Below are 11,664 nucleotides of genomic sequence, written 5' to 3'. Positions count from 1 at the left end.
GCCGGTTCCCACTGTTCCCCGTCAGCCCGCTCTCCCCATCCGCCTGGTCGGCCCGCCCGTCCGGTCAGCGCAGCGGGATCGTCACCTCGTCCTCGACCGGCGGGTCGATCTCCTGGGCGCGGTTGCCGGTCGCCGCGAAGCAGCGCAGCCGGACCGCTTCCGGGGAGACGTCCAGCCGCAGGAAGCACTTGAAGAACGGCGGGCTGTACGTCGCCGAGCTCGGCGAGAACAACGAGGTGTAGATCTTCCGCACCGGCAGCCGGAACCGCCTGGCCCGGTCGGGGCGGCGGCCGGTGCCGAGCAGCCCGGCGACCAGGCGGACGCGGCGGGTGACACGGGTCGAGGCACCCGGGGCGCGGGTGGGCTCGATGCCGAGCCGCTCGGCGATCACAGCCGTCGCCTCGGCCTCGGTGAGCGTGAAGAAGCGGCGCATCCGCAGCCGGCGGCCGTAGAGGCGGCTGTAGAACGCCAGGGAGTCGCCGCGCAGCGGGTAGCAGCGGAAGTCCCGCTCGGTGACGCCGGCGACGTCGACGCGGGGGATCGTGTGGGTGGCGTGCATGAACGCGCCGCCCCCGCCCGCGACGACGTACTGCAGCGTGCGGCCGTCGTCCAGCCGGACCGGGTAGCGCTGGTAGTTGTGGATGTCGCCGCCTATCGCCGCCACGAAGTGGTGGTCCGGGTCGCGGACGATGTCGTCGACCGTGCCGCCCCCCTCGATGGCGCAGGGATCGCTCCGGCCGTCCACGTACAGGGGCGAGCCGGTGACCAGGATCTTCGGGCGGGGCCCCCGGGACACCTCGCGCAGCCAGGCGCCCTGCTCGGCGTCCAGGGTGCCGAGCAGACCGGTGTCGACGCCGATGATCCGCAGCGGGCCGGCGTCGATCGCCCAGTACGGGCCCGGCTGGACGGCCCGCTGTTCGGGAGCGTCACGCAAGCTCCGCGCCTTTGCGAGGTGTTGTCCGGCGTCCCGACGCGGCCGGTGCCACAGCAGCGACCGCAGCCAGGCCCGGGTGAGCGGGTGCGGCCGGGGCTCGGGCGGCAGCGGCGGGGCGTCGTCGCAGAAGACGCGCATGAAACCGCCGAGGTCCTCGTACCAGTCGTGGTTGCCGGGTATCGCGTAGATCGGCGCCCGGTAGTCCCGGTAGGGGCGGAAGAACTTGGTGCCGTAGTCGTCCGCGCTGCCCACCGGGTAGATCACGTCACTGGCCAGCACCGCGAAGCGGGTGTCCTGACCGGTCCTCAGGAAGCCCGGCACCACGGCGTACTGGGGGTCGTCGCCCTCGCCGGTGTCACCGATGACCAGGAAGGAGAACCGGTCCGGGTCGTCCCGGCGGATCACCTTGTCGGCCGGCGCGCCGGAGGCCGCCCGCTGTGCCGCCCACCGGCTGCGCGTCCGGCCGGTGGGGTCGCCGAACCAGGAGGCCAGCACGCCGTTGCGGGCGGCCCACAGCATCCTCGGGTCCAGCCAGGAGATCTTCTCGGACTTCGACGGCATCAACCGCCGGTACGCACCCCGTTCGCCGGTGCCCCAGCCGGCGCCTTCGGGGGTATCGCGTGAGGAGTCGGACACGGCTGCACCGTAGCAATCGGTCGTGCTGCGTTCGGCGGCGGGCCGCTCACCGCTCGGGCGTGGACGAGGCCGTCGTGCGCCACGACGGCCGGCGTCGGGCCGCGGCGCGGGCGGCCGGCGCGCCCGGCCGGGGTGAAGAGGCCCGCTCGCCCAGCACCAGCAGCGGGTCGAACATCACCACGACCCCGGCCAGCAGCAGGAAGACCACCGGTCCCAGCAGCATCGGCAGCAGCAGGGACGTGGGCGACTCGCCCGCCCACGTCCCGCCGGTCGTGTCGTGCACATGGACGCTGACGGCGGCCATTCCGGTGTAGTGCATCCCGGAGACCGCGACGCCCATCACCAGGCTCGCCCCGAGGCTCATGAGGAAGCCGCGGAGGGTGACGGCCGACCACAGCGCGGCGGTCGCGGCCCCGACGGCGATCAGTACGGACAGCGCCACACCGGCCGGGTCGTAGCCGATCTCGCCGTTGAGCCGCAGCGCCGCCATGCCGAGGTAGTGCATGCCCGCCACGCCCAGTCCGGTGACGGCCCCCGCGACCGCCAGCGTGACAGCGCTCGTGCCGCGGTGGCCCACGATGAACACGCCGACGCCCACCACGACGACGGCCACGACGAGACTGAGCACCGTCGTGGCCGCGTCGTACCGTACCCGGGTCTCCTCCACGTGGAAGCCGATCATGGCGATGAAGTGCATCGTCCAGATGCCGCATCCGATGGATGCGGCGCCTAACGCGAGCCAGCCCGTCTTCCACGACTGCGCGTCGAGCAGCGAGCGCACGATGCACCGCAGCCCGAGCGCCCCTCCCAAGCAGGCCATCAGATAGGCCGCCACCGGGGTCACCGCACCGTAGCGGAACCCGTCGACCGTGCCGTCCATGCGCCAACTCCCCCCAGAGTCCTGACCGGTGTTCAGCAAGGTCTACGCGCAGGGATCATGCGAGAGCAAGCCCTTACCGTCGGTAGGCCGCCAACTCGTGTCACCAGGGGGTCGATTGAGGTCAGAATGTGCGCTTCAGCAGGTCGAGCAACGCCACCCAGTGCCGCTCGTCGCCCTCCTGGTGGTACGACGCGGTGTCGGCCTGGGTGAAGCCGTGCGGCGCGCCCGCGTACACCTCGCACCGGTGGCGCACGCCCGCCGCCGTCAGTGCCTCCTCCAGGCGCTCGATCTGCTCCTCGGGCAGGGAGTGGTCCTGGTCGGCGTGGCCGAAGTACAGCTCCGCGGTGACCTGGCCCGCCACCAGGTGGGGGCTGTCCGGGGCGTCCGTGGCCAGCCGTCCGCCGTGGAAGCCGGCCGCCGCCGCGACCCGGTCCGGGTAGGTGCCCGCGGTGAGCAGTGAGAGGCGGGCGCCCATGCAGTAGCCGGTCAGCGCGACCGGGCCGTCGGCCACCGCGGGCGACTCGGCCAGCCAGCGCAGATACGCACCGGCGTCCCGCATCGCCCGCTCGTTCGTCAGGTCCTGCATGACCGGCACGATGCGCTCGAATATCTCCGGACGCGCCCCCGGGTCGATGAACTCCGGAAGGTCGAACAGAGGCGCGCGGCCGTGCCGGTAGAACACGTTCGGCACCAGCACCGCGTAGCCCTCGGCGGCCAGCCGGTCCGCCATGGACCGCAGCTGCGGACGCAGACCGAAGGCGTCCATGAACACCAGAACCGCCGGGTGGGCGGCCCCGTCCGCGGGGTGGGCCAGATACGCGTCGGCGGTGCCGTCCTCGGTGCGGACGTCGACGGCGGTTCCCTGTACGGCGGTCATGGCCGGCCTGCCTCTCTGCGGGGGTGGGGGACTGCAACCCGTCCGCGTGACCGGGCGGATCATGGTCATCGTGACACGCCCGTCCCGGGGTATTTCGCCCACCCCCGGCACACGGTTGAACCGTGAACGGCTCTTGGCGCGCGTTTTACTCGAACCGTGAGGGATCGCCCGCGCCGTGCCGCACGATCTCGGCCTCCCCGCCGGAGAAGTCGACGACCGTCGTCGGCTCGGTACCGCAGTCACCGGAGTCGACCACCCCGTCCAGCACGTGGTCGAGCAGGTCCTTGATCTCCCAGCCCTGCGTCATCGGCTCCTCCTCGCCGGGCAGCAGCAGGGTGCTGGACAGCAGCGGCTCACCGAGTTCGGCGAGCAGGGCCTGGGTGACGACGTGGTCGGGGATGCGCACCCCGACCGTCTTCTTCTTGGGGTGCTGCAGCACACGCGGCACCTCCTTCGTCGCGGGCAGGATGAACGTGTAGCTGCCGGGCGTCGACGCCTTGATCGCGCGGAACACGTCGTTGTCGATCCGCACGAACTGGCCGAGCTGGGCGAAGTCCTGGCACACGAGAGTGAAGTGGTGCCGGTCGTCCAGCTTGCGGATCGTGCGGATCCGGTCGATGCCGTCACGGCTGCCGATGCGGCAGCCCAGTGCGTAGCAGGAGTCCGTGGGGTAGGCGACAAGAGCGTCGGCGCGGATGCTGTCGGCGATCTGGCCGATGGTGCGGGCCTGCGGGTTGTCGGGGTGCACGTCGTAGTACTTCGCCATCCGCCGAGCTTATGCCGACGGCGCGGGCCGGCGGCGCAGCAGGGGGCGGGTGCGGGACACACCGGCCCGCGCCCCGTCCGATGTCCGGGCCGCGGGAACCGCCCTGCGGACGTGAGGTAACGTCCCCGACCGGTGTGCCGGAGGCGGCGCGAGAGGGAGGGGAAGGCCCAGGTGGCTGGCCGAGAGGACGGAAACCGGCAGCGCGAGACGCAGGCCGGCCCACGCCCGGCGTGGGCGGAGGAACTGCTCGAGCATCTGCGCCCGGCCGGGCGCGACGTCCGCAGAGTCGTCGCCTGGCTCGCCGCCACGCTGGGCGCGACCGCGGCTCTGCAGGACGCCGCCGGGAACCTCGTCGCCGGAAACCGGCTCCCGCTGGACGAGGATCTGGTCGCGGACCTCACCACCGGCCGGATCGCCTCCGCGGCCTGGCAGAGCCGGGAGCGCCACCTGCGCCTGGTCAGGGTGGAGCACCCCTCCCACGCGTGCGTGCTGGCCGTCTCCCGGCAGGACCCCTTCGACCGGCAGGCCTCCGCTGTCGTCACGCACACCGCCCAGGTGATCGAGTTGCTGCTGACGGCGAGCGAGTCGACCGCGGCCGGGCTCCGGCTGAGCCGGGCCACCGCCGACCTGCGCCTGGCGATCCTGCAACTGCTGATGGTCGAGGACACCATCGCCGCCCGCCGCGTCGCCGCCGGACTCTGGCCCGGGCTGCTCGACGCCGAAACGGCGTGCGTGTACGTCGTCGAATCCACCCCCGAGATGCGTGACCGCGTCGCCGAGGAGTGCCTGGACCGCACCCGGGAGGACGCCCTGGTCGTGCGCTGCCCGGCCATGGACGGGCATGTGATCGTGGTCGGCCCCAGGGATACCACGGGGGAGGCGCTGCGATCCCTCGTCGGACGCACCCCCGGCCTCTTCCTCGGCGGCAGCGTCCGCCAGGGCCTCGCCCAGACCGCCACCGCCTACGGGCAGGCCGTCAGCGCCCTGGCCGTCGCACACTTCCGGCCCGACAACACGGCCGTCTACGCCGAGCGCACCCACCCCGAACGCCTGATGGACCCGGTGGCGCTGCGCGGCTGGACATCCCGCGTGCTGCGCCCCCTCGACGCCCTGCCGCACCACACCCGGGCCGAACTCCTCGCCACCACCCGGCTCGGTTTGGAGTTCACCGCCGTCAACACCGCCAAGGTCCTCGGCGTCAGCCGTAACACGGTCCGCGCCCGCATGGAACGCGTCGAGGCCCTGCTCGGCACCGACTTCGCCGACCTCACGGTCCGGGCGGTGGTCCACCTGGCGCTCAACACCCGGATCGGCCTGCCCGACGTACCGTCCGACGGCCCCCCGCAGCCGGATCTGCGGCTCGCCGACCTGCTGTCCGGTTCCGCCATACGCACGTGGGGGCAGGGCCTGCTGGGACGGCTCGACGCCGATGCCCGCAATCCCCGCCGGACGCTGCGCACCTGGATCGCCGTCGGCGGTAACGCCGAACGGGCCGCCCAGGCCCTGGGGGTGCACGCCCAGACCGTGCGCGAGCACGTCCGCAGCGCCGAACCCGTCCTGGAACGCCAGCTGCTCGCCGGGGGCACCGACCTGTACGAGGTCGTCCTGGCTCACCTGACCGTGGGCGACCTCGACCTGCCGGTCCTTCGGGGCCCGGCGTGAGCCCGTTTGCCTCAGGGGCAACCGTTCGTCCGGACCGGGGCGGGACGAAACCGGGCCATCCGGACTCGGCTGTGCACGGGTGAGCCCCGCCGTAGGCGCAGCGGGCATCGACACGGTTCACAAGGCCTCGGACGGGGACGTAAGTTCAACTCACCGCGGGGGCACGACCGGAACGGGGGACCGGTCGCGCTCCCGCGTGCTGCCGTGCTCGGGCACCCCCGCCGGGGTGTCAGCCCCGCAGACGTACCGGAATCTCCTGCCAGCCGAACGCGATGAACGACGGCACCTGCCGCAGTCCGTCGTCGCCGGTGGCCAGGCACAGGCCGGGGAACCGGTCGAACAGCGCCGGCAGCGCGGTGAGGGCTTCCATCCGGGCCAGCGGCGCGCCGATGCAGCGGTGCACTCCGATCCCGAACGCCAGATGGTCGTCGGCGCCGCGGGTGGCGTCGAAGCGGTCGGCGTCCGGCCCGTAGTGCTCGGGGTCGAGCCCCGCGGCGGCGTACGTCGTGATGATGGCGTCACCGGCCGGGATCGTCACCCCACCGACGGCGAGGTCGGTGACGGCGAAGCGCAGCGGCAGCGAAGCGATCGACGGGTGGACGCGCAGCGTCTCGTCGACGACGGCGTCCCAGCCGATCTCCCCGGACCGGACGGCCGCCAGTTGCCCGGGACGGCGGAGCAGGGCGACCACCGCGTTGCCGATGAGGTTCACGGTGGTCTCGAAACCGGCGCCGATCACCAGCAGCAGCGTGTACAGCAGCTCCTCGTCGCTCAGCCGGTCGCCGTCCTCGTCGCGCACCCGGATCAGCTCGGACGTCATGTCGTCCCCGGGGTGTGCGGCCCGGTGGGCGATCAGGGCCGGCAGCACCGTCCCGATCTGCCGCTGCACCGACGCTGCGTGCTCCGGGCTCGGATCGGAGGTGTCCATGATGGCCGCGATGAGCCGGCCGGTGTCCTCCCGCAAGCCGTCCGGCACGCCCATGAGTTCGCAGATCATCCGCATCGGCAGCGGATGGGCGAGCCCCTCCTTGACGTCCACGACCTCGCCGTCGGCGGCCTCCAGCGCGGCCAGCAGCTCCGCAGTGATCGCCTCCACCCGGGGCCGCATCGCCTCGGTCCGCCGGTGCGTGAAACTCGGCGCGACCAGCTTGCGCAGCCGGGTGTGGTCCGGTCCGTAGGTGGAGAGCATGTTCACCACGCCGACCCAGCCCAGGATCCAGGCCCACGACGGATTCCCGGCGATCTCGGGCCACAGCCGCCAGTGCAGCCGCGGGTCCTTGCTGACCCGGGGATCGAGGATGAGCTCCTTCAGCGTGTCGTAGCGCGTCGGCGCCCAGGCCGGGATGCCTCCGGGCAGCTCCACGGGCACGATCGGGCCGAGGGCACGCAGCCGGGCGCTCTCGGCGGCGATGTCGGCACCTAACGGGTCCAGAGATATGCGGTCGGTGACGGTCACGGTCGTCCTCCTGGCTGGTCGGGGGAGCGGGGGCTGAAGCGGACGGGCAGAGCGGTCAGCGAGCGGTGGAACGGACCGGGCCGCCACGTCAGGCGCTCGCGGGGCAGGACCGGTTCGAGGTCGGGCAGCCACTGGGTGAGCCGTTCGATCGCCTCGGTGGCGATGAGCAGGGTGTGCTGCTTGACCGGACAGGCGTGCGGGCCCGCCGACCAGGACAGGTGAGAGGCGTCCGAAGGGTGGCGTTCCGCGCCGCGCTCCAGCTCGGCGGCCTGGGCGAGCGCGCCGTAGGAGATCACCACCGGCACCGCGGCCCTGATCCACACGCCGTGCAGGGCGACCGGCGTACGGGCGTAGTGGATGCCGTAGTTGGCGAGCGGTGTCTCGTGGTGCAGGACCTCCAGCACCGCGTCCGTCACCGGGCGGGCGCCGCTGGTCAGCGTCGAGTAGTAGGCCGGGTTGCCGAGGATCCGCGACAGGGCGTTGGACACCAGGTTGGCCGTCGGCTCGTGCCCCGCGCCGAGGGTGAGGAACACCTGCCAGGTGACCTCCTCGGGGGTCAGCCCCGCCGGGTGGTCCAGCAGCCAGCTTGGCAGATCATCGCCTCGCCGCTCGGCCTTGGCGGCGATCAGCTCCAGCACGTACCCGCCGAACTCGGCTTCCCCCTCGGCCGCCTGGGCGCCGCCCTCGATCAGTTTGCCCAGGGCACCGTCCAGCCGGTCGCTCGCGCTGTCCGGCAGGCCGAACAGGCTGTTGAACACCAGTGCCATCAGCGGCCGGGTGAACTCGGCCACCAGGTCGGCCTCGCCGCGCGGCCCGATCCGGCTCACCAGCAGGTGCACCGCCCGGTGCACCCGGGCCCGCAGATCGTGCGGCTCCACCAGATCGAAGGCGTCGATCAGCGAGGTGCGGTAGCGCAGATGGGCCCCGCCGTCGGCGAACAGGGTGTTGGGGCGCCAGCGCATCATGCCGAGCACCGGCGCATCGTCGGGGACGGTCGCCTGCCAGGGCCGGGGGTCGTGGGAGAACGTCTCCGTGTCGTGCAGCAGGTCCAGAGCCGCCCGCCGGTCGGTGACGACGTAGGCGGGGACACCCGGCGCGAGTTCCGCCCAGCCGACCGGGCCCTGGGCGCGCAGGGCGGCGTAGTAGGCGTGGGGATCACGGGCGAAGCCGTCCTCCCAGAGGCGGACGGGCGCCGCGAGGGAGAAGGCCTGCTCGGCGGGGGAGGGGTGGGTCACCGGGGCTCCGGGGGGTGGTGGTCGATCAAGTGCTGTACCAGCGCGAGCAGGGCGTCGACCGAGGAGTCCGTCTCCCGCGCGTCGCACCTCACCATGGGCGTCGTCGCCTCGAGGTCCAGGGCGGCGCGCAACTGCTCGGGCGTGTGGTGGCGGGGCGCGTCCGGGAAGGTGTTGAAGGCGACCGCGTAGGGCAGCCCCGACTCCTCCACCAGCCCCAGCACGTCGAACGAGGCGTCGATCCGGCGGGCGTCGACCAGCACGAGCGCGCCGAGCGCCCCGTGGGCGATGTCGTCCCACAGCGCCCGGAAGCGTTCCTGCCCGGGTGTGCCGAACAGGTACAGCACGATGCCGCCCGGCAGGCTGATCCGGCCGAAGTCGATGGCGACCGTGGTGGTGGACTTGTCCCGCACCCCGGCGAGATCGTCGACCCGCGCGGACGCCTCTGAGAGATGCTCCTCCGTGTGCAGCGGCCGGATCTCGGAGACGGAGCGGATCAGGGTCGTCTTGCCCACCCCGAAGGGTCCGGTGATCAGGATCTTCACCAGGTCCTGGGCGGTGTCGGGCAGGTGGACGCCCGCACCGTGCGGCTCGGCGTCAACGGTGCTTGAGGTCGCGGAGGCCATCGGCCACTCTCTTCAGCAGGTCGGGGTCGAAGCGCCGGGCGGGCGGGATCGGCGCACGGGCCAGCACCAGGTCACGGTCGAGGAGGTCGGCGGCCAGCACCAGCACCGCGGAGACCGGCAACCGCAGCAGGGCCGCTGCCTCCACCACCGTCAGCGAGCCGTACCCCAGCTCCTCCAGCAGGGCCGCCTGGGCGGCGGGCAGTTCGGCGGGGGCCGGCTCACCGCTGCCGGTGAGGACCGACAGCCGTTCCAGATGCGCACGGCTGGGCCGCGCGACCCCGCCGGTCGACAGGTACGCGGGAACCAGGGGACGGCCGCCTCGGCGGCCGGTCATGCCGACGTGCCGCCCTCGGCGCCTCGGGTCCCGGCGGCCATCGCCTTCTCGCCCAGCCGCGCCACCTGCGAGTGCACCCGGTGGGCGAGCAGGTCCAGCCGCACCTCGGGATCGCCGTACGCGGCGACGCAGGTGCCGTGGGCCGTCGGCACGATCAGCACGTAGCCGTGGTCCGACTCGATGACGACCTGACGGATCTCCGCCCGGTCGGTGTCGGCGAACGCCGCCGCCGCGGTACGGCAGGCGCCCTGCACGGTGCTGGTGATGGCCGCGACCCGCTCGGCCGACGGCCGCGACAGCGCGTCGGTGTATCCGGTGACGAGACCGTCCCGGGTGAGCAGGGCGGCGGCCACGACGTGCGGCACCTCCAGGACCGGTTCGAGCACCCATGCCGTGTCCCCCGTCGCGCGGCTGGTCATCGAGCCGTTCCCCCTTCGTGTCCGGTGCTGTCGGTTTCCTCGGATGCCGCGTCGGCCGTGGTCGCGGCCGGGGCACCCTCTGGTACGGCTGGAACGCCGCCTGTGTTCGACCGCGCGGCCCGGCGCGCTGCCGCGGTCCCGGACTGAAGGGCGCCGAGGGCGGCGGCGGACTCCTCGGGACGGCGGGAACGGCGTGGTGGCGCCGGGTCGGCCGCGGCCGTGCCGCCGGGGGCCGGGGCGCGACCGCGGCGCCGCCGCTGGGGGAGGCCGCCGCTGTCCCGCGGGCCGTGGTGGCCGGGGACCAGCGTGTCGTCGCCCGCTTGGCGCTCCGTGCCGTAGCCGTGGTCGTCACCGTCCGTGCCTGCGCCGCCGGGGAGAGGGTCGGCCCTGTGCGGCCCGGCGTCCGGCTGAGCCGAACCGCGGGGCGCGCCGGAACCGCTCGTCGCGTCGCGTACGGCTTCCCGCCGGGTCGAACGCGGCGCACTGGCCGCCGGGGGCCGCTCCTGCGGGTCGATGCGCGTCAGCAGATGGCTCTCGACCCGCAGCACCGCCCGCACGCCGCCGTACGGCGACGGGGAGGACAGGTCCACGCTCAAATCGAACTGCCGCGTCAGCCGGCCGACGGCCGCGAGCCCCATGCGCGGGGGATCCCCGAGCTCGGTCAGCAGGATGGGATCCGAACCGGCGACCATCCGCTGGGCCTTGGCCCGCTCGTCCTGCGTCATGCCCAGACCGGCGTCGTCCACGGTGACGCAGACCCCGTGGTGGACCGCCTGGAGATCGACCACGACGTCCGTGTCGGGCGCGGAGTACCGCAGCGCGTTGTCGAGGAGCTCGGCGACGATGATGGCGACCGGCTCGACGGCGTGGGACACCAGGGCCGTACCGGCCGCAAGGTGGTTGTTGACCCGGACGCGGTGGTAGCCCGGGAGCCGGGCCTGACCACCCGTCACCGCGTCGACGAGATGGGACTCCTCCCGGGCGAGCCCCACCCAGGCTCCGCACACCACCGCGGCGATCTGGGCGCGCCGCAGCGACTGCTCGTTCTCGTGGTCGAGTTCGAACAGGGTCTGGGTCAGCTCGGGGTCGTCGTACCGCTGTTGCAGTCCCCGCAGGGCGTCCTGCAGCCGGTACAGCGCGGCCTGGATCTCCCGGGTGGCCCCGCGCATCCCGGCCTGAGCCGCGGCGTCGATCCGGGTGCGCTGCGCGGCCAGCTCGGCGTGGAGCCCCGTCAGAACCCGCTCCAGGGCGCTCCCCAGGGGAGAGCCGGCCAGCTGCGGGTTCAGCGGCCCGGGTTCGCTGACGTGGGAATGCGCGGCCTGCCGGGCTGCCGCGGGCACCCGCCGAGCCGCCAGATGCTCGACCTCGGAGGTGAACGCCCGTGTGGTGCCGTCGAGTCGGGCCCGCAGCGCGGCGGTCTTCGCGCGCTGCGCGGCCAGCTGCCGCCGGGAGCGCAGCAGCCCGCCCCCGAGGGCGAACGCGGACAGTGTGCCGAGGGCGAGGGCGCCGACGGCCAGGTCCGGTACTTCGATCATCGAGTCGATTCCAGGAGGGAGTCGGGCAGGGCTGTGTCCGAGGCGCTCAGGCGAGCCACCCGCAGCACAGTACACACCGTCATCGACCGACCTCGCACGGTGGAGCGCCACTTCGTTCCGAAAGTGACCGCTGTCTGCGGGGTTCCGGGGTAACTGCCCTAATTGCCCTCTAGGGGTGGTGAGTTGGTGGTGCGTAGGGGTCTGACCCCACGATCTGACCACTGTGATCAGGCGGTCGCTCATGGTGATGGGCGGGGGCTGTGTGCCCGGCCGGAGGGAGGGTACCCGTCCGGCGCCTGAGAAGGTC

At 73.0% G+C, this 11,664-nt stretch carries 11 protein-coding genes; 1 reads left to right on the top strand and 10 read right to left on the bottom strand.

Annotation, left to right across the window (positions count from 1 at the left end; translation table 11 throughout):
* Nucleotides 1-64 precede the first annotated feature (64 nt).
* The 4 genes from ADK65_RS24190 to ADK65_RS24175 all read right to left on the bottom strand — a co-directional run bounded on the left by ADK65_RS24190 (nt 65) and on the right by ADK65_RS24175 (nt 4,093).
* Entirely contained in the window at nt 65-1,570 is a 1,506-nt protein-coding gene (locus ADK65_RS24190) for a metallophosphoesterase family protein (RefSeq protein ID WP_053672485.1), read from the bottom strand.
* Between the two features lie 46 nt (nt 1,571-1,616).
* Entirely contained in the window at nt 1,617-2,450 is an 834-nt protein-coding gene (locus ADK65_RS24185; protein ID WP_078956113.1) for an MHYT domain-containing protein, read from the bottom strand.
* 121 nt (nt 2,451-2,571) lie between these two features.
* The gene (locus tag ADK65_RS24180) at nt 2,572-3,327 is read right to left on the bottom strand and encodes a dienelactone hydrolase family protein (protein WP_053672483.1); all 756 of its coding nucleotides are present in this window, start codon (nt 3,325-3,327) and stop codon (nt 2,572-2,574) included.
* Nucleotides 3,328-3,472: 145 nt separating this feature from the next.
* Nucleotides 3,473-4,093 (bottom strand): L-threonylcarbamoyladenylate synthase, encoded by a 621-nt coding sequence (locus tag ADK65_RS24175; RefSeq protein ID WP_053672481.1) that lies wholly within the window; start codon nt 4,091-4,093, stop codon nt 3,473-3,475.
* A gap of 171 nt (nt 4,094-4,264) precedes the next feature.
* Between ADK65_RS24175 and ADK65_RS24170 the strand changes: the two genes are divergently transcribed.
* Nucleotides 4,265-5,755 carry a helix-turn-helix domain-containing protein gene (locus tag ADK65_RS24170; protein WP_053672480.1) on the top strand — a complete coding sequence of 497 codons (1,491 nt, stop codon included), beginning with the start codon at nt 4,265-4,267 and terminating at the stop codon, nt 5,753-5,755.
* Nucleotides 5,756-5,984: 229 nt separating this feature from the next.
* On the opposite strand, the gene ADK65_RS24165 is transcribed toward ADK65_RS24170, so the two are convergent.
* The 6 genes from ADK65_RS24165 to ADK65_RS24140 are packed head-to-tail and all read right to left on the bottom strand — an operon-like array spanning nt 5,985 to nt 11,357.
* A complete protein-coding gene (locus ADK65_RS24165) occupies nt 5,985-7,211 on the bottom strand; it encodes a cytochrome P450 family protein (protein WP_053672477.1) in 1,227 nt (408 codons plus the stop codon).
* Nucleotides 7,208-8,446, bottom strand: coding sequence for a cytochrome P450 (locus ADK65_RS24160; protein ID WP_053672475.1), 1,239 nt, complete (start codon nt 8,444-8,446; stop codon nt 7,208-7,210). The genes ADK65_RS24165 and ADK65_RS24160 overlap by 4 nt, the downstream gene beginning before the upstream one ends.
* Nucleotides 8,443-9,069 carry a GTP-binding protein gene (locus ADK65_RS24155; RefSeq protein WP_053672473.1) on the bottom strand — a complete coding sequence of 209 codons (627 nt, stop codon included), beginning with the start codon at nt 9,067-9,069 and terminating at the stop codon, nt 8,443-8,445. Before ADK65_RS24155 ends, ADK65_RS24160 begins: the two co-directional genes overlap by 4 nt.
* Nucleotides 9,041-9,403, bottom strand: coding sequence for a DUF742 domain-containing protein (locus tag ADK65_RS24150; protein WP_053672472.1), 363 nt, complete (start codon nt 9,401-9,403; stop codon nt 9,041-9,043). The genes ADK65_RS24155 and ADK65_RS24150 overlap by 29 nt, the downstream gene beginning before the upstream one ends.
* Nucleotides 9,400-9,822 (bottom strand): roadblock/LC7 domain-containing protein, encoded by a 423-nt coding sequence (locus ADK65_RS24145; RefSeq protein ID WP_053672470.1) that lies wholly within the window; start codon nt 9,820-9,822, stop codon nt 9,400-9,402. The genes ADK65_RS24150 and ADK65_RS24145 overlap by 4 nt, the downstream gene beginning before the upstream one ends.
* Nucleotides 9,819-11,357 (bottom strand): ATP-binding protein, encoded by a 1,539-nt coding sequence (locus ADK65_RS24140; protein WP_053672468.1) that lies wholly within the window; start codon nt 11,355-11,357, stop codon nt 9,819-9,821. The genes ADK65_RS24145 and ADK65_RS24140 overlap by 4 nt, the downstream gene beginning before the upstream one ends.
* Nucleotides 11,358-11,664: the final 307 nt, after the last annotated feature.

It is taken from the genome of Streptomyces sp. NRRL B-1140 (assembly GCF_001280065.1).
In the GTDB taxonomy this organism is placed as follows: domain Bacteria; phylum Actinomycetota; class Actinomycetes; order Streptomycetales; family Streptomycetaceae; genus Streptomyces.
Note: the sequence above shows the minus strand (reverse complement) of the source record. Positions and strands in the feature narration are given on the sequence as shown.

Excerpts from the sequence above, each read along its gene's own strand:
- ADK65_RS24185 (WP_078956113.1), bottom strand. The coding sequence starts at position 2,450 with ATGGACGGCACGGTCGACGGGTTCCGCTACGGTGCGGTGACCCCGGTG.
- ADK65_RS24180 (WP_053672483.1), bottom strand. The coding sequence starts at position 3,327 with ATGACCGCCGTACAGGGAACCGCCGTCGACGTCCGCACCGAGGACGGC.
- ADK65_RS24175 (WP_053672481.1), bottom strand. The coding sequence starts at position 4,093 with ATGGCGAAGTACTACGACGTGCACCCCGACAACCCGCAGGCCCGCACC.
- ADK65_RS24155 (WP_053672473.1), bottom strand. The coding sequence starts at position 9,069 with ATGGCCTCCGCGACCTCAAGCACCGTTGACGCCGAGCCGCACGGTGCG.
- ADK65_RS24150 (WP_053672472.1), bottom strand. The coding sequence starts at position 9,403 with ATGACCGGCCGCCGAGGCGGCCGTCCCCTGGTTCCCGCGTACCTGTCG.
- ADK65_RS24145 (WP_053672470.1), bottom strand. The coding sequence starts at position 9,822 with ATGACCAGCCGCGCGACGGGGGACACGGCATGGGTGCTCGAACCGGTC.
- ADK65_RS24140 (WP_053672468.1), bottom strand. The coding sequence starts at position 11,357 with ATGATCGAAGTACCGGACCTGGCCGTCGGCGCCCTCGCCCTCGGCACA.